We start from the raw sequence: 16,722 nt of genomic DNA on the forward strand, positions 1-16,722 counted from the left end.
CCAAAGATATGGTCGAGGAATTCACATCCTTCGCGAGTTTCTCCCCATCACCCGAAAAACATGCGCTGCCAATCGAGCTGGACGGCGTAGCTGACCGAGTGTCCGAAGGCGACGGCTTCTGGAAATCCTGCAGCGGTTGCCACGAACTCAATGAGGGCGTGCCGACCGGCCCCTACAGCGAGATCATGAAATGCAATCTTGGCATGGGCTGCCGAGAGTGCGGCGGCATCGGTGCTATCTGGGACGGCACAGACTATTCGATCTTTGGCGTTGAGCCAGAGCCCGTCGATTTGACCGAACTTCCGGATGATGTCCGGCAGGCTGCAATCATCGCGTTCAACACAGCGGCCGAAGTTCCCCACTGGGGAGGCGGCGAACCTTACCTGATCATCGGTCGCGCTATCATGGCAGGCAGGACCCCGTCCGCACTGAAAAGTGAAATAATCCGCGAGATCCAGAGCGCGTTGGAGGAAGGAGCTGAAGACATCTACATCTTCTGGGCCGGTAAGTGCCGTCTGCATGTCACCAAAGATATGNCTTCTCCCCATCACCCGAAAAACAGGAGCCGGTAGGCTATCTCACCCCACAATATCGCGCCGATCTTAAGTATGGATATATTAGCTACATACACCCAACTCGGCAGTCCGACGATAACATTCCCCTCTACGCCGCACCCGCGCCCGCAACGAATTTGGAAGGTCCGCAGGACATCAGCACGGCGCCGGCAATGACCGATGTTCTGGTTTGGTGGCCCATCGTTAAGCTGGACGAGGATGGCGACCCTACGGATGAAATCGTTGGCGGTTGCTGGATCATCAGCGAGGACCAGGGCGGCTACTGGATCGAGCCAGAGGTCATGAACGCGATCGGCGACCATATGGGCGACGATCACACCTATGCCGACAAGCCGTCTAAATGGTTGCCCTTGCCAGCACCCCTCTTCAACGTAGCGTCGGAGGGCTTGAACGATGAGCATTGAAACCCTTCTCGAAACATCATGGCAGACGCTTTGCGATACTGATGACCGCACCTCGCCTGCCGAATATCCCGACATGTGCCTTATCAAGCGAGAGGAGCTGCAACAGTTTCTCTATGACGCTCAGTTCAACTGGCGGCAAACGAGAAACCACGGCATCTCGATTGAGGAGAGCCGGGAACTCGACAGCGGCGATGTCATGGGCTTCTTCGCTCGTGGTCACTACGACCGGTTTAAATTCGCTGAGGCCTGCAACGAATATACGGGAGCAGATGCGGTCTTTGACCGCCGACACGTCAGACCCGACGATTGCCGCCAGGAATGGTGGCGAACAGTGCCTGTCAGCGGCGAACCAGGCGTCATCTCTTACCACAGCGCCGAGCCGCACTCTCGGGGAGCATTCCCGGTCACCGTTACCAGCGTCGTCGAGGACCGCGAGCGGAAAAGTACTCAGCGCTGGATCGACGAACACAACAAAGGCCGGGCAGCTGGCTTCGCTGAAGGGTTGAACTGGGCGCTTCGCCAGCTTGACCGGATCAATGCTGATGCGGGCGACGAGCTTCTTCGCCAGTACCGCGAACAGGACAAGAAAGGCAGGACGGTATGACCGAAGCATTTTTCCGCGAACGCCTACAGGCCATCATCGACTGGGCCGATCTGGCGATGAAGAACCGGGCCGAGTTCGACAGCCACGGCGTTCGAAACCTTGACGGCCCTGTCTTCGATGCGGCTCGCGAAGCCCTCGCCGCCGCGCAAGCGCCTGCAGTGAACACGGAGGCGAAGTCGTGACGGCAGAACTCGACAGCCATAAACGCCGCCGGAAACAGGCATTCTTGAAGGGTTTTAAGATTGCCCGCGATCTAGCAGCCCAGGTCGCGACCGTCGTCGATACCACTGATCGCAGCCTTTTAGCCAACGCGATCCGCGCAATCGAGCCGCCGAAGCGGGCGTGGCTGCCGAAAGACAAAGGGAATCAAAATGACAGTCGGTGATGATGATCCCGTCAAGCTTGATGAGGCCTGCCGCTTGTTCTTCCACGGAATCCTGACAAAGTCCGCGCTGCGGACGGAGGCTCGCAGAGGCAATCTGGAAATCATCCGGATTGCAGGCAAGGACTTCGTCACGCGCAACGGAGTGAAAAGGATGATTGAGAAATGCCGCAAAAACGAAAGCCGCCAAGGCTCTACCTACGAACCGACACCGACAAGCGGACAGGCCGTTCCTGTGAAACATGGGTTATCCGAGACGGGTCAGCCACTATCCGCACAGGATGCGCTGAGGCAGAGGTTGAGCAAGCCGAAGCCAAGTTCCACGAATATCTCGCCGAAAAATTCCAGCCCCAGCGCGACGGTCGTTCAACTGTCACGACCATAGGTGACGTGCTTCTCGTCTATCTTGACGAGAAGTCAAAGGCGACCGTCAAGCCACGGGAGACCGAGGCCCGCATCGCCAGGCTGAATGAATTCTTTGGAAGTTGCCGCGTCGCGGACATCAGGGGGAAACTCTGCCGCGACTACGCGGACGTTCGTGGAACAGAGGCCGGAGCCCGCCGCGATCTCGAAGTGATGCGCGCGGCGATCAATTACTACCACGGCGAATACACCCTCGACATGGTTCCAAAGGTGACATTGCCGGACAAGAGTATGCCCCGAGAACGATGGCTGACACGTGAGGAAGTAGCGAGCCTCATCAGAGCGGCGCGCAAAGTTGGCCGGTGCCAGCACATTGTTCGCCTGCTTCTGGTCGGCGTCTACAGTGGCACGCGCCTATCAGCAATGCTCGGCTTGCAATGGATGCCGAACACGACAGGCGGATGGGTCGATCTCGAAGCTGGTGTGATGTACCGCAAGGCGATCGGCGAACGTGTTGCGCATAACAAGCGTAAAACGCCGGTCAAGATCCCGCCTCGCCTTCTGCGTCTGCTGAAATATTGGCGCAAGAAAGACATGGCGGCCGACGTCAAGGAGAAGCGTGAACGCCCTACCCTTCACGTCATCCACTACTTTGGTGACAAGGTCATCAAGCCACATAAGGCCTTTCGCGCCGTCCGCGCGGAAGCAAAACTCGGTGAGGATGTCACCCCGCATGTCCTGCGTCACACCCGCGCGACTTGGCTTGCCAGCGCTGGCATTGACGTCCAGGAAGCCGCCGCTTCTCTCGGAATCACAACCGATGAATTCGAGCGGACATACCTGCACAACGACCCGAAGTTTCAGCAAAACGCCGCAAACGCCTACTGAAACTGTGCGGAAACTGTGCAGCATCTAAAATGACTTAGTGCCTACCCAGCGTGCCCATCAGGGCGAAACCCTTATATTGTCGGGGGTTCAAGCTGGTCGGAGTGAGAGGATTCGAACCTCCGACCCCGTCGTCCCGAACGACGTGCGCTACCAGGCTGCGCTACACTCCGTGACCAGCGGCGCCTCTATAGAACAGCATTTTCCTTTCCACAAGGCGCAAATTTCAAAAATCGGCAAGGGGACTGAAAACAACGGGATAGGCGGCCTTGCGGCCTTGGAAAAGAGGGCAATCCGCTTCTGCGGCCGATGGACGGATCGCTGCTTTGCCGCAGCGTACGCCGGGTTCCGCGCACATCCGCCTGCCCTGCTGGGGCCTTTCGGCAACGCTTGAAAATTTATGCGCAAAGGCGCGCAGATAAGTTGTTGCGGCGATTTTCTTTCAATCGGTTTAGCGTTAGAGGCTGAAGGGAAAATCCCTGGCCAGCAGCCCGTTGTGCCACCGGGACAACCGATGTTTGAGAACGAAAGCCAAAGGGACCTGACCAGATGAATTTCCGCTTGATGACCGTCGCCGCCCTTGCGCTGGCGCTTGCCGGCTGCACCACCGTGGGCCCGGCCCGCAATGCTGTCGAAGCCCGCTGGAGCGGACAGCCCGCCGGCGTCTTCTTCGCCGCCTTCGGCCCACCGCAGTCCGACGTCTCGAGCGGCGATACGACGGTCTATTCCTGGAAGGGCGGCTACAAGAAGCGGACGATCCCGGCACAGTTCGCCGAGGGTGCAAACGGCAAGAAGGGCAAGAAGATCGCCGCTGCCCGCACCGAATTCCTCTCCTGCTCCGTCCAGCTCAGCGTGTCCTCGGACTACGTCATCCGCTCGATCAAGGTCCTCGGCGACGTCAAGAAATCCTCCGGACCGAGCTGGTGCGAGGAGTTTCTGGCCGGCCAAAAGGCCAGTTAAGAATTTCGAACGCAGATGTGTGATTTGAAGAGACCCGCCGGCGCACGCCGGCGGGTCTCTTCTTTGGAGACTGCTCAGGTCGAGCTATTGTCCTCGACCGGCGCACCGGGGCCATTTTTCTTCAGCGACTCGATGGCATTCTGCGCGCTCGACTTGGAAGAATAGCCTTCCGTCGCAAACATCACCTCATTGTTGTATTTGAAACGAACCCGAAATTCGCCAGCCTTGTCTTTGAAGATTTCAAACTTGTGAGCCATGAACTGCCCCTCCTGTCAGTGTGAATCAAGCCTGTGTAACGTGGCAGTTGCAACCGGCGTTGGCAAGTTTGAACATGATGGATAGAAGGAGAGCCCGCTGGTTAGCGCTATCGGCTGCTTCATGCTAAACGTGGAAAACCACAGAGGCCGCGTTCGCCAAAGGCCTCGATTTGATCCGAGCAGCTAACAATAGCGATAATAAGTGGCTGGGGCGCCTGGATTCGAACCAGGGGTGCCGGTACCAAAAACCAGTGCCTTACCGCTTGGCTACGCCCCACCGTTTGGCGCGAACAGATTGCCCTGCCAAATCGAGAGCCGGTTTAGCAAAGCCGGACGCGTGCGACAATGTTTAAGTTTAGGTTTTGAGCGTATTTTTCAAGGGAGGCTTGGGAAAGTTGCGGGACAGGCTTCTGTGTAGAAAGGCCCCTCATCCGCCCTTCGGGCACCTTCTCCCCGCTTGCGGGGAGAAGGACAGGCGGCAAGCTCCGTCGTCCCTTCGCCCCGCGAGCGGGGAGAGGGTTAGGGTGAGGGGCAAGCGGCCTTGATAGCAGGTGAGTTTTCGCAACGCGGCACCGATTTTCAAAAGACGCAAGGCTGGCTCTAAAGACACAAGCCTGGCTCAAAAGACGCAAGGCCGATGCGGGAAATGCGTTTCTGTTGCCGGTTTTCTCAGATAGGGTCGGGTCTTCAACCCGGAGATCTCCATGAGCATTTTTCGTGCCCGCCCGCCTGCCAAGCCGACCGTTCTTCTCGATGACGAGGTGGTGCGGATCACCCGTTGGGATTTCGAGCCGGGGGCCGATACCGGGCATCATGTGCATGGCATGGGCTATGTGGTGATCCCGATGACCGATTGCCGGTTTCTTCTGGAGGAGCCGGGCGGCGAGCGGCGGGTGGATATTGCCAAGGGCCAGGCCTACCGGCGCGAGGCCGGTGTCGAGCACAATGTCGTCAATGCCGGCAAGGATTTCATGTCCTTCATCGAAATCGAGTACAAGTGAAGAGACGGCGCATGGACGGTCCGGATTTCGACCTTGACTTCAAGCCTGCCCATGGCGAGGCGGTGACGGTGGCAGACGGGGTGCAGCGCATCACCGTCAACAATCCCGGCCCCTTCACCTTCCATGGCACCAACAGCTATATCGTCGGCGGTTCATCGGTGGCGGTGATCGATCCCGGGCCGGAGGACGAGGCGCATTTTCAGGCGCTGATGGCGGCGCTGAAGGGCCGCGAGGTCACCCATATCGCCGTCAGCCACACCCACCGCGACCACTCGCCGCTGACCAGGCGGCTGAAGGCTGCGACCGGCGCTATCGTGGTGGCCGAAGGGCCGCACCGGGCGGCACGGCCGCTGCATGCAGGCGAGATCAATCCTTTCGCCGAAAGCTCGGACATGGATTTTACGCCCGATATCGCACTTGCCGACAGCGACAGGATCGAAGGCGACGGCTGGTCGCTGACCGCGCTTCTGACCCCCGGCCATACCGCCAACCATGCGGCCTTTGCGCTCGGCACGCCGGCTGATACCGGCATCGTCTTTTCCGCCGATCATGTCATGGCCTGGGCGACCTCGATCGTTGCGCCGCCGGATGGATCGATGAGCGACTACATGGCGTCGCTGGAAAAGCTGCTCGGCCGCGACGACCGGCTCTACCTGCCCGGCCATGGCGGCCCGGTGAAGGAGCCTGCGGCGTTCCTGCGGGGCTTGCGCGCCCACCGGCGGATGCGCGAGCGCGCCGTGCTCGAACGGGTGCGGGCCGGCGACAGCCATATCATCGACATGGTCAAGGTGATCTACGCCACCACCGATCCACGGCTGCATGGGGCCGCAGCGCTTTCGGTCTTTGCGCATCTGGAGGACCTGATCGAGCGCGGTGAGGTCAAGACGGATGGCGCGCCGTCGCTGGCCGGGGCGTTCCGGCTCGGCGGAACGCGCTGATGCCATTGCAGCCGGCCTATAGCTACCGCAGCGATCCGGCAGTGCCGGATTTTGCCGACGATCACCCCATCCTGGTCTTTGACGGCGAATGCATCTTCTGCTCCGGCTGGGTGAATTTCGTCCTGCGGCACGACCGGCAGGGCCGCTACCGCTTCATCACGGCACAATCGCCGCTTGGCCAAGCGCTCTACCGCCATTATGGCCTCGACAGCCGCGATTACGAGACCAACATGCTGATTGCCGATGGCATCGTCCATCTGAAATCCGAAGGTTCGCTGCGTTTGGCCGCCGGGCTCGCCTTCCCGTGGAAACTGGCTGGCATCCTGCGCCTCATCCCGAAAAGCATCCGCGACCCGCTCTATGAATGGATCGCCCGCAACCGCTACCGGATCGCCGGCCGCCGCAACACCTGCTTCGTGCCTTCGCCGGAGCACCGGGCCCGGTTTCTGGCATGAGCAACACGGCCTTTTCCGATTTCCGGCCTGGATCAACAGCCGCCTGGCCTCCCTGATCGCTCGCGATAGCGCTTATCCCTGCCGTCGGGACCGGAACAAGCCCTCGGTTGCAGGGTGAGAAGCCGGATGACGTCCATCCATAGTCGCAGCATCGCATTCATCGCCGTCGTCCTTGTGATATCGATGGCTGAGTGTGATCCCGCTTGCCCGCTGCGGACAAACGAGCTTATTGTCGGCTTCGAATGACTTGAGGTTATGCGATGAAGCGCGGACGACTACCCCTGACGGCGCTGCGCAGTTTTGAGGCTGCGGGACGGCTGGAGAGCTTTACGCTGGCTGCGGAAGAGTTGTTCGTTTCGCAGGCCGCGATCAGCCGGCAGGTGCGCGAATTGGAAGCGCTGCTCGGAACGGCTTTGTTTACCCGGCATCATCGCAAGGTGCGCCTCAGCCACGAGGGGGCGCGGCTGCTCGAAACATTGGCGATGGCCTTCGATACGATCGATCACCGGCTGGAAGAAATCCGCGCGGCAACGGCGCCGGCCCTTTTGACCGTCAATGCAGAGCCTGCCTTTGCCAGTTGCTGGCTGGTGCCGCATCTCGCAGCTTTTCGCGCGCTTCACCCGCAGATTGACGTCTCGGTGGAATCCGAGGCCCGGCTGGTGGAATTTCGCGGCAATGCGGCCGAACTCGCGATCCGCCACAGCGCCAAGGCCACGGCCTGGCCGCGCGTGCAAGCGCGCAAGCTCTGCGAGGTCGCGATGATCCCGGTCGTATCGCCGGACATCCTGACAATGCCACTCGAAACGCCGCAGGATCTGTTGTCTTATACGTTGCTGCATGAAGAAAACCGCGATGTCTGGACCCGCTGGTTTGCAGCTGCCGGGCTGACGCCGTCCGCAGAGGCGATACGCGGCCCGATCTTTGCCGATTGCGCGCTGGCCCTGCAGGCCGCGATGCGCGGCCATGGGATTGCTCTGGTGGATGCCATTCTGGCGCAGGACGATCTCGACGCCGGGCGCGTCATCCAGCCGTTCGAGCTCTCGGTGCCGCAAGGGGCTTATTTTCTGGTGGCGCGCGACTTCGAGCAGCTCTCGCCGCAGGCAGTTGCCTTTGCCGCCTGGATGGAGGACTGTTTTTCCGGCTGACCTGGCTGATCAATCCCCGGCGATCCCCAGCAATTCGGCATCGAGCGCATGCAGGAACTGATCGGCGAATTCGGCGCCAAGGCCCAGATCATGGCCGCCATAGCGCGCGGCGACGCGCATATCGACGAAGGTGGTTTCGGCCTCTTCGCGCAGCCGGATCAACACATTGAACCGCAGGCCTGTCATCAGCGTCCGCCATTCGCCCTGCAGCAGGATATCGGAGGCGCGCCGGCCAACGGGCATCTCGCCGGTGACGATTTCGGGCCGCTGCAGCGGGATCGGCACATCGTCGGGGTCGCTATCGGCCGGTGCGGCGTCCGAAGGCTTGACGGCCATGTCCTCGAGATCGGCCCTTGCATTTTCAACGCCCTCCTCGGCAATGATGGTTATGCCCGACTGTTCCGCGACTTTCTTCACCCCTTCGAAGACACGGTCGAGCGCGCCATCGTAGCGGCGGCCGGTCAGCCCCGGATAGGCCAGCACCTGCGCCTCGCGGTCTGCCGGCGTCACCTCGGGCGATCGTTTCAGCCAGCCCTGCGCGGCACTGGGCGGCTTGATCCAGGGCGGCGGCGTCACCGTGTCGGTGCTGACATCGTAGATGGCGGGCTTTGAGAAATATTCGGCAAGGCCGTAGCCCGCAGCGGCGAGCGGCACGGCGGCATAGACCAGGGCCACGAAAGATGCGATGCCGCCCATGGCCGCCACCTGCCAGAAGCGGACAAGGCCGATCATGGCAAGCACGACCGCAAGCGCCGCAAGCCCGGCCGACAGCACCATCAGCGCCACGAATTGCGGCGTGACGAGCGGACCGAACCGATGTGCCAGCAGGGCCCCGACAAAGAGACCGAAGGCAAAGCGGGCAATCCGGCGCGCCCAGCGGGCGGCAGCAGAAGGAGGGCGCTCGTACTTGATCATCATCTGGCAGAATCAATCCCTTGGCCGGATAAGGCAACCTCCTGTTTAGAGCGCTTCATCTTGAAACGAAAGCATGATGACGACGGCGGTGAAGCGGTTTTTACCGGGGATCGTGGCAGAGATGCGGGCGTTGCAGCGGGGGCGGCCGCCCGGAAACGCAAACATCCGCTCTTGCTAACATGCCGCAAATTCGCCATTCTCCATGATCAAGTCTTAAAGATGGGGATCAGCGGTGTTTTTCCGGTTCATGGGGCGTGGAACGGGTTTGCACACACATCGGAATTTCCAAGCGCGCGGGACGATTTCTCTCGCTGCGGCTTGAAAGGAGAGTGAGCATGCTATCATCCGAAATGACCGCCACGCAAAAGGCAATGCCGGCCGCCGACCCCGGCCTGACCATGGAACTGCTCGAGCTTGAACTGTCGCTGGATGGCTTCACGACAGGGCCGGACGGTTTTTCCGCCCATGTGCGTGCGGCTGTTGGCGCCATCGATGGCGCGCTTCTGTTTGAGTTGCCCGCCTCCGGCCTGGTTGCCGATTGTGACCGTATCGCCGTGCTGCGCATTCCCAAGGATGGCAGCATCACCATGGCGACGATCTTTGCTTGCCTGGAAACCGGCGGAACCAAGATCCGTATCGAGACGCCGGACGAGACGACGGCGGACCTGAAGAATTTCGCCGAAGCCTTTGTGGATGTGCTGCAGCGTATCTGATAGACAAAGCGCAGTCTGCAATCCTTCAAGGTATCAGCATGTCTATCCGGAAGATCCTGCCGCTCGCCGCCCTTGGCATCCTGCTTGCCGGCTGCACCACATTGACCCCGCAGGAGCGCCGCGCTGCGGATGAGAAAACCTGCCTGTCCTACGGTTTTCGCCGTGGCACCGATGCGCTTGCCACCTGCCTGCAGCGCATCGATCTCGACCGCCGCGCAGAATCGCGCTCGCTGCGCTACGGCAACGACCCGATGCTCTGGGGCTGGAACCGGCCGGTCATTCTCCGGTAAGTTTTAGAGCCTCGCACGCTGAAATCGTTCGAGAACCACCCAGCGGCTTGCAAGAAAATTCCGCATTGAGCGCCGTTAGGCGCAGGCTTTTGCTTTGGCAAAGCGGATTGGCGCCTATGATGGTGCATGAAACCGATCGGGAGATTTTCCATGAAAGCCATGCTGAAAATAGTCTGCGCCCTTTTCCTGCTCTCCGCCATCCCGGCGCTTGCCGCCGAGCGCTGGCAGGGCCTGCCCGACGCCGCCCCCTTGCCGAAAGCGGACAAGACCGGCACGGCACCGGTCAACGGCATCAACATGTATTATGCCGTCTACGGCTCCGGCCCGCCGGTGCTCCTCATCCATGGCGGCCTTGGCTATGCCGATGTCTGGGGCGCGCAGGTGGCCGATCTCTCCAGGGATCACACCGTCATCACGGCCGAAAGCCGCGGCCATGGCCGCTCCACCCGCAATGCCGAGCCCTATAGCTACGACCTGATGTCGTCGGATTATCTGGCGCTGCTTGATTACCTGAAGATCGACAGGACAGCGATTGTCGGCTGGAGCGACGGCGGCATTATCGGGCTCGACATCGCCATCCATCATCCGGAGCGTCTGACCAGACTGTTTGCCCAGGCCGCCAATTCGAAGATCGACGGGGTCATCCCGACCGTGATGGAAAACAAGACCTTTGCCAGCTACATCGAGAAAGCCGGCGAGGTCTACAAAAAGATTTCCCCGACACCCACCGAATACGACGCCTTCGTCACCCAGATCAGCAATATGTGGGCAAGCCAGCCGAACTGGAGCGACGAGGACCTGAAGAAGATCACCACCCCGACCGCCATTGTTCTGGGCGACCATGACGAGGCGATCAGCCGCGCGCATACCGATTATCTGGCCAGCACGATCCCGGGCGCTAAGCTGATCATCCTCAAGGATACCAGCCATTTCGCCATGCTGCAGGACCCGCAAGGCTATAACAAAGCGGTGCGGGATTTTATTGATCATTAGATGTTTCAGGCCTGCACGATTGCGAGCGGGTCAGAGCGCCGTGCGCGCTTTCGGGCTGTCAACACAGTGCTGACAAGGGAGTTTTTCCGGCATTTTAAAGGTCGTTTCGGACTTGAAGCGATGGCCCCACGCTCCGTCATCCCTGTGCTCGTCACAGGGATCCAGCCAGCTCAAGTCCTTGAGCTGAAAGAGTCTTTTGACCCGACAGACGTCGGATCACTGGATCCCCGCCACAAGGGCGAGGATGACGGAGAGTGGGGATGCTCCTCTCACCAGACAATAATATTCGGCGTTTTATGGCGGCTTAGAACGCCCTCCGCAAGCTGGCCCGGCTCAGCGTTTTTGCCGGCAGCTTGCTCGTAGTACGTTACGGGATTAAGCTAGCTCAGCTAGGTTTTTCCCGAGGAGAATTCGGATGCGCAAGATCGGAGCCTTTGAGGCGAAGAATACGCTCGGCACGCTTCTTGACCTCGTCGAGAATGGCGAGGAAATCGTGATCACGCGGCATGGCAAACCTGTCGCGCGGATGATTAGGGAGACACCGTTGCAGGATCGGACGGCTGCCATCGAGGCCGCGAAGGGCATCCGGGCGCTGGCGAAAGACATCAAGCTTGGCGCATTCGAATGGGACGAGTGGAAGCAATATCGCGATGAGGGCCGCCGGTGAGTTTGGTTCTCGACTGCTCGGCGACACTCGCCTTTTTGCTTGAGGACGAACAGACACCGGCAATCGCTGATGTCTTCGACCAGGTCATCCAGAACGGCGCCATCGTGCCCGCTCTCTGGCATCTGGAAGTTGCCAACAGTCTTTGTGTGTCCGTGCGCCGGAAGCGTATTGCGAGCCAAGCACGGGACCAGTTTCTCGGTTATCTACAGAAGCTGGACATCGTCACCGACGAAGAAACCCGTCTGCATGCCTGGTCAGCAACGGTGACGCTTGCCGATCTGCACGGCTTGACGGTCTATGACGCTGCCTATCTGGAACTTGCCCAGCGGCTACGGCTGCCGCTGGCAACGCTGGACAGGGCGCTTGCGCAGGCAGCCCGGCACTCCGGCGTCACCGTCCTGCCGCAGAGATGAGCCCCCTCACCCCTTGCCGTTGATGGCGGCTTGTGCGGCGGCAAGGCGGGCGATGGGGACGCGGAAGGGGGAGCAGGAGACGTAGTCGAGGCCGGTTTCCTCGCAGAAGCGGATCGAGGCGGGATCGCCGCCGTGCTCGCCGCAGATGCCGAGTTTCAGCCCATTCTTGGTGCGGCGGCCGCGCTCGGCGGCGATCTGGATGAGTTCGCCCACGCCATCGAAATCGAGCGACACGAACGGATCCTTCTCGACAATGCCCTTCTGGATATAGGTGTTGAGAAACTGCGCTGCGTCGTCACGCGAGATGCCGAAGGTGGTCTGTGTCAGGTCGTTGGTGCCGAAGGAGAAGAAGTCGGCGCTTTCGGCGATGACATGGGCGCGAAGGGCGGCGCGCGGCAGCTCGATCATCGTGCCGACGAGATATTCGATCCCGATGCCGGATTCGCCGATGACCTCCTTCGCCACCGCATCGATACAGGCCTTGACGTAATCCAGCTCGGACTTCAGGCCGACCAGCGGCACCATGATTTCGGGAACGACGGCCGCGCCGGTTTCGCGGGCAGCCTCGACGGCGGCCTCGAAGATGGCGCGGGCCTGCATCTCGCAGATTTCCGGATAGGAAATCGCCAGGCGGCAGCCGCGATGGCCGAGCATCGGGTTGAACTCGTGCAGCGCATCGACACGCTGGCGCAGCTCCGCCGGGTTCATGCCAAGCACGGCCGCGACATCGCCGATCTCCTCGTCGGTCTTCGGCAGGAATTCGTGCAGCGGGGGATCGAGCAGGCGGATGGTCACCGGCAGGCCGTGCATGATCGAGAACAGCTCGGTGAAATCGGAGCGCTGCATCGGCAGGAGCTTGGCAAGCGAGACCCGCCGCCCCGCCTCGTCGGCCGCCAGGATCATTTCGCGCATGACATTGATGCGCTCGCCCTCGAAGAACATATGCTCGGTGCGGCACAGACCAATGCCCTCGGCGCCGAACGAGCGGGCCGCCCGCGCATCGGCCGGGGTCTCGGCATTGGTGCGCACGGTCATGCGGCGGCTGGCATCGGCCCAGGCCATGATCTTGCCGAAATCGCCCGACAATTCCGGCTGCAGCATCGGGATTTCGCCTTTCAGCACCTGGCCGGACGAGCCGTCGATGGTGATGACCTCGCCCTTGGCCAGCGTCATGCCGGCGGCGATCAGCAGTTCGTTGCGGGCATCGACCCGCAGGTTGCCGGCGCCCGAGACGCAAGGAATGCCCATGCCGCGCGCGACCACGGCCGCATGGCTGGTCATGCCGCCACGGCAGGTGAGAATGCCTTCGGCCGCATGCATGCCGTGAATGTCTTCCGGGCTGGTTTCGACGCGCACCAGGATGACCTTGCGGCCTTCCTTGTTGGCAAGCACCGCTTCTTCAGAGGTGAAGACGATTTCGCCGGTGGCCGCCCCTGGTGACGCCGGCAGGCCGGAACCGATGATATCGCGGCGCGCGCGCGGGTCGATGGTCGGGTGCAGCAGCTGATCGAGCGAGGCCGGATCGATGCGGGAGACCGCCTGATCCTTCGTGATGGTGCGGGCTTCCGCCATATCGACGGCGATCCTGAGCGCCGCCTTGGCGGTGCGCTTGCCGGACCGTGTCTGCAGCATCCACAGCTTGCCGCGCTCGATGGTGAATTCGAGGTCCTGCATGTCGCGGTAATGGCCTTCCAGCCGGTCGCAGATCGCCTGGAACTCCTCGAAGGCTTCCGGCATCAGCTTTTCCAGCGAGGGCTTGTCGGAGCCCGACGCGATGCGGGCGGCCTCGGTGATATTCTGCGGCGTGCGAATGCCGGCAACGACATCCTCGCCCTGCGCATTGACGAGGAATTCGCCGTAAAGCTCGTTCTCGCCGGTCGAGGGATTGCGGGTGAAGGCGACGCCGGTGGCCGACGTATTGCCGAGATTGCCGAAGACCATGGCCTGCACGTTGACGGCGGTGCCCCAGGCGGCGGGAATATTGTGCAGATGGCGATAGGTGATGGCGCGCGGGTTCATCCAGCTGGCAAAGACGGCGCCGATCGCTCCCCACAGCTGAACCTCCGGATCCTGCGGGAACGCCTCGCCAAGTTCCTCCTCGATCACGCGCTTGTAGAGCGAGATAATGTGCTGCCATTCGACGGCGGAAAGCTCGGTGTCCTGTTCATGGCCAAGACGGCCCTTCTCATCCTCGAGGATTTCCTCAAAGACCTCGTGATCGAGACCCATGACCACATCGGCATACATCTGGATGAAGCGGCGGTAGCTGTCCCAGGCAAACCGGGCGTCGCCGGCATCGTGGCCGAGCGCCTGCACGGTCGCATCGTTGAGGCCGAGATTGAGCACTGTATCCATCATGCCGGGCATCGAAGCGCGGGCGCCGGAGCGCACAGACAAAAGCAAGGGGCGCTCGGTATCGCCAAAGACGCGGCCGGTGATCGCCTGCATCGTCTCGATACCGGCCGAGACCTGCGCCTTCAACGCGTCGGGAATGATGCGGCCATCGGCGTAATATCTGCCGCAGGCTTCGGTGATGATCGTCAGGCCGGGCGGCACCGGAAGGCCGAGATTGCACATCTCCGCCAGATTGGCCCCCTTGCCTCCCAAGAGATCGCGATCGCCCGCATTTCCCTCGGCTTCTCCCCCGCCGAAGGTATAAACCCACTTCATCATGCCACTTCTCCACCCATACGGCTCCCACCGCACGTTACAGTATCCTTTTCGGCTTTAAAATGCACCGGTGGCGGAATTTTGCTGCATTGCAGCAAAATCATCACAAAACCTGTCTCATTGATCGTACGAGGCTCTAAGCTGCCGTACTGCTGCGGCGCCATGTGCTCTTGCCGCCGGCCTTGGCCTGGTACAGGGCGGTGTCGGCAGCGCTCATCAGCTCGTCGGGATCAAAGCCGTTGCCGGGCGCCACCGCGATGCCGATGCTGACGCTGATGCCGATCTGACGGTCGGCTATACCGAAGGGCTTCCCCAGCGCCAGAATGCAGCGGTCGGCAATATCGGCCGCCTTCGATGCCGAGGCATGCTGCAGGATGGCGAATTCGTCGCCGCCCAGCCGCGCCACCAGATCACCATTGAGCAGGACCGATTTCAGCCGTTCGGCAACCTGTTTCAGCAGGAGATCGCCGGCCGCATGACCGAACGTATCGTTGACCGGCTTGAAGCCGTCGAGATCGAGATAGTGAACCGCCAGTTCCTCGCCCTCGCGGGCCGCCCTTTCCAATGCGGATTCGAGCTTCTGGCGAAACTGCATGCGATTGGGCAGGCCGGTCAGTGGATCGTGATGGGCCAGATGCGTGGCGTGCGCCTCGGCCCGGATGCGGTCGCTGACATCGGCGATCGTCAAAAGCAGCCGCCGTGACGGCCCATCGTTGATGATGCGCACGTAGATCAGGACGTGATGTTCGCTGCCATTGGCCCCTTTCTGATGCCAGACGGTGCGCGCCTCGCAATCGCCCTCCAGCCCGCGCAGCATGGTGCCCAGCCGCTCGCCCTCGCTGCCGCTGTGAAAATCGGTGACGCGTTTTTGCGGCATGGCTTCGGCCGGGAAGCCGTAGAGCCGGACTGCCGCGCTGTTGACGGCGACGATATCCAGCGTCACGGCATCGCAGACCATCATCGGCATCGGATTGGCATCGAACAGAAGCCGGAACGATTCCTCGCGATGCTTGAGATCGGTGATATCGATGCGCATGCCGATGGCGCCGCCATCGGGCGTGCGGCGATCGTCGTGGCGCAGCCACCGCCCGTCGCGCAGCATCTGCTCTTCCTGCGAGACCGGCAGCCTGTGCTTCCGCATCCGCTCCTCGAGCCAGCGTTGCGGATCCGTGACCAGTTCCGGCATCTCGCCGCTGGCCAGGCTGATTTCGAGGATTTCGCGAAAGGGCATTCCGGGACGCAGGTAACCGGCGATCTCCGGATACAAAGCGGCATATTTTTCGTTCCACAGGATATAGCGGTCCTCGGCATCGAAGACGCAGGCCGCCTGCGGCAGCATGTCGATGAAGAAACCGAGCCGCCGGTGCGCGGCCCTTGCCTCCAGAAGTGCTTCCTCGTTTTGCCGCTCAAGCTCCAGCCGCATCGTTTCCATCGACCGTTCATCGATGAGATCGCGGATGACGATGCCCGTCAGGACTTCGCTGAACCGCACGACCGAAAGCTCCACGGGAATGATGCTGCCATCACAGCGCAAAAGCAGCGTTTCGCGGCGAAAGGATAGGGCGGATACGCTGGAGACAATGTGCCATTCCGGCAGGAGCCGCGAGACCGGCGTTCGCACAAGGCCCGGCCCGCCACCGACCATAGCCGTCACCATGCCATTGGCAAAAACGATGATGCCGCCTGCATTGACGCACAGCGACGCCACGGGCACGGCCTCCAACAGCATCAACGCATCTGCGCCCGTGAAATCCGTCAAGGTTCATCCCCCCGGCGACCGGCAGGCCTTCCAAGAAGGCCGCTGGTGAAAGTGTGCGCCCAGATATGAAAAGAATGTCTTACCAAAACCCTGGAGCCGCAGAAGCCAAATGCGGCGGCGAGACTCTAGCAGGCTGCTGACCAAGTCTGAACTAGGATTGTTTTGCGAGGGCGATACCCCACTCTCCCTCATCCTCGCCCTTGTGGCGGGGATCCAGTGACCCGACGTCTGTCGGGTCAAAAGACTCTTTCAGCTCAATGACTTGAGCTGACTGGATCCCCGCCACAAGTGTAAAGCCCGGAGACATCCCTGACAGGTGTTCGGAGACATGCT

The 16,722-nt window shown here is 61.2% G+C and carries 20 protein-coding genes and 2 tRNA genes; 15 read left to right on the forward strand and 7 right to left on the reverse strand.

Going from position 1 to position 16,722, the window contains the following annotated elements; translation table 11 throughout:
* The 5 genes from ASD32_RS30025 to ASD32_RS12780 form a co-directional block, all read left to right on the forward strand.
* Positions 1-536, forward strand: a 536-nt coding sequence (locus tag ASD32_RS30025; RefSeq protein WP_210171105.1) for a hypothetical protein, incomplete at both ends; no start/stop codon positions are given.
* 432 nt (positions 537-968) lie between these two features.
* Positions 969-1,583 (forward strand): hypothetical protein, encoded by a 615-nt coding sequence (locus tag ASD32_RS12765; protein WP_060638420.1) that lies wholly within the window; start codon positions 969-971, stop codon positions 1,581-1,583.
* A complete protein-coding gene (locus ASD32_RS12770) occupies positions 1,580-1,765 on the forward strand; it encodes a hypothetical protein (protein ID WP_060638421.1) in 186 nt (61 codons plus the stop codon). The genes ASD32_RS12765 and ASD32_RS12770 overlap by 4 nt, the downstream gene beginning before the upstream one ends.
* Positions 1,762-1,968, forward strand: a complete 207-nt coding sequence (locus ASD32_RS12775) for a hypothetical protein (protein ID WP_060638422.1) — start codon at positions 1,762-1,764, stop codon at positions 1,966-1,968. Before ASD32_RS12770 ends, ASD32_RS12775 begins: the two co-directional genes overlap by 4 nt.
* Before the next feature lie 162 nt (positions 1,969-2,130).
* Complete coding sequence (locus ASD32_RS12780) at positions 2,131-3,216, forward strand: tyrosine-type recombinase/integrase (RefSeq protein ID WP_060638423.1); 1,086 nt, start codon at positions 2,131-2,133, stop codon at positions 3,214-3,216.
* Between the two features lie 93 nt (positions 3,217-3,309).
* Here ASD32_RS12780 and ASD32_RS12785 read toward each other — a convergent pair.
* Positions 3,310-3,386, reverse strand: a tRNA-Pro gene (locus ASD32_RS12785).
* Between the two features lie 376 nt (positions 3,387-3,762).
* Here ASD32_RS12785 and ASD32_RS12790 point away from each other — a divergent pair.
* Entirely contained in the window at positions 3,763-4,173 is a 411-nt protein-coding gene (locus ASD32_RS12790; protein WP_060638424.1) for a hypothetical protein, read from the forward strand.
* A gap of 74 nt (positions 4,174-4,247) precedes the next feature.
* Here the strand turns inward: ASD32_RS12790 and ASD32_RS12795 are convergent, their stop codons facing one another.
* Complete coding sequence (locus ASD32_RS12795) at positions 4,248-4,430, reverse strand: YegP family protein (RefSeq protein WP_060638425.1); 183 nt, start codon at positions 4,428-4,430, stop codon at positions 4,248-4,250.
* 203 nt (positions 4,431-4,633) lie between these two features.
* Positions 4,634-4,707: transfer RNA gene (locus ASD32_RS12800), tRNA-Gln, on the reverse strand.
* 427 nt (positions 4,708-5,134) lie between these two features.
* On the opposite strand from ASD32_RS12800, the gene ASD32_RS12805 reads away from it, so the two are divergent.
* The 4 genes from ASD32_RS12805 (at position 5,135) to ASD32_RS12820 (ending at position 7,969) form a co-directional block, all read left to right on the forward strand.
* Positions 5,135-5,431 (forward strand): cupin domain-containing protein, encoded by a 297-nt coding sequence (locus ASD32_RS12805; protein ID WP_060638426.1) that lies wholly within the window; start codon positions 5,135-5,137, stop codon positions 5,429-5,431.
* 11 nt (positions 5,432-5,442) lie between these two features.
* Complete coding sequence (locus ASD32_RS12810; RefSeq protein WP_060638427.1) at positions 5,443-6,369, forward strand: MBL fold metallo-hydrolase; 927 nt, start codon at positions 5,443-5,445, stop codon at positions 6,367-6,369.
* On the forward strand, positions 6,369-6,824 hold the full coding sequence (locus ASD32_RS12815) for a thiol-disulfide oxidoreductase DCC family protein (RefSeq protein ID WP_060638428.1): 456 nt from the start codon (positions 6,369-6,371) through the stop codon (positions 6,822-6,824). The genes ASD32_RS12810 and ASD32_RS12815 overlap by 1 nt, the downstream gene beginning before the upstream one ends.
* Positions 6,825-7,084: 260 nt before the next feature.
* Complete coding sequence (locus ASD32_RS12820; protein ID WP_060638429.1) at positions 7,085-7,969, forward strand: LysR substrate-binding domain-containing protein; 885 nt, start codon at positions 7,085-7,087, stop codon at positions 7,967-7,969.
* A 9-nt stretch (positions 7,970-7,978) separates the two neighbouring features.
* On the opposite strand, the gene ASD32_RS12825 is transcribed toward ASD32_RS12820, so the two are convergent.
* Positions 7,979-8,887 carry a DUF1499 domain-containing protein gene (locus tag ASD32_RS12825; protein WP_060638430.1) on the reverse strand — a complete coding sequence of 303 codons (909 nt, stop codon included), beginning with the start codon at positions 8,885-8,887 and terminating at the stop codon, positions 7,979-7,981.
* A gap of 332 nt (positions 8,888-9,219) precedes the next feature.
* Here ASD32_RS12825 and ASD32_RS12830 point away from each other — a divergent pair, with 332 nt between their 5' ends.
* The 5 genes from ASD32_RS12830 to ASD32_RS12850 all read left to right on the forward strand — a co-directional run bounded on the left by ASD32_RS12830 (position 9,220) and on the right by ASD32_RS12850 (position 11,960).
* Complete coding sequence (locus ASD32_RS12830; protein ID WP_060638431.1) at positions 9,220-9,597, forward strand: hypothetical protein; 378 nt, start codon at positions 9,220-9,222, stop codon at positions 9,595-9,597.
* 38 nt (positions 9,598-9,635) lie between these two features.
* Positions 9,636-9,887, forward strand: a complete 252-nt coding sequence (locus ASD32_RS12835; RefSeq protein WP_060638432.1) for a hypothetical protein — start codon at positions 9,636-9,638, stop codon at positions 9,885-9,887.
* A gap of 150 nt (positions 9,888-10,037) precedes the next feature.
* Positions 10,038-10,880 carry an alpha/beta hydrolase gene (locus ASD32_RS12840; protein ID WP_156383164.1) on the forward strand — a complete coding sequence of 281 codons (843 nt, stop codon included), beginning with the start codon at positions 10,038-10,040 and terminating at the stop codon, positions 10,878-10,880.
* A 415-nt stretch (positions 10,881-11,295) separates the two neighbouring features.
* Positions 11,296-11,547, forward strand: a complete 252-nt coding sequence (locus ASD32_RS12845; RefSeq protein ID WP_060638433.1) for a type II toxin-antitoxin system prevent-host-death family antitoxin — start codon at positions 11,296-11,298, stop codon at positions 11,545-11,547.
* Positions 11,544-11,960: a type II toxin-antitoxin system VapC family toxin gene (locus tag ASD32_RS12850; protein ID WP_060638434.1), complete on the forward strand. Its 417-nt coding sequence runs from the start codon at positions 11,544-11,546 to the stop codon at positions 11,958-11,960. Before ASD32_RS12845 ends, ASD32_RS12850 begins: the two co-directional genes overlap by 4 nt.
* A 6-nt stretch (positions 11,961-11,966) precedes the next feature.
* Here ASD32_RS12850 and ppdK read toward each other — a convergent pair whose 3' ends face one another.
* The 3 genes from ppdK to ASD32_RS30455 all read right to left on the reverse strand — a co-directional run.
* A complete protein-coding gene (gene ppdK / locus ASD32_RS12855; RefSeq protein WP_060638435.1) occupies positions 11,967-14,633 on the reverse strand; it encodes a pyruvate, phosphate dikinase in 2,667 nt (888 codons plus the stop codon).
* Positions 14,634-14,766: 133 nt separating this feature from the next.
* Complete coding sequence (locus tag ASD32_RS12860; RefSeq protein WP_244490160.1) at positions 14,767-16,389, reverse strand: diguanylate cyclase; 1,623 nt, start codon at positions 16,387-16,389, stop codon at positions 14,767-14,769.
* A gap of 151 nt (positions 16,390-16,540) precedes the next feature.
* A partial coding sequence (locus ASD32_RS30455) for a hypothetical protein (RefSeq protein WP_210171106.1) occupies positions 16,541-16,722 on the reverse strand: 182 nt, incomplete at its 5' end.

Origin of the sequence: Rhizobium sp. Root483D2 (assembly GCF_001426685.1) — a bacterium.
In the GTDB taxonomy this organism is placed as follows: Bacteria; Pseudomonadota; Alphaproteobacteria; order Rhizobiales; family Rhizobiaceae; genus Pararhizobium; species Pararhizobium qamdonense.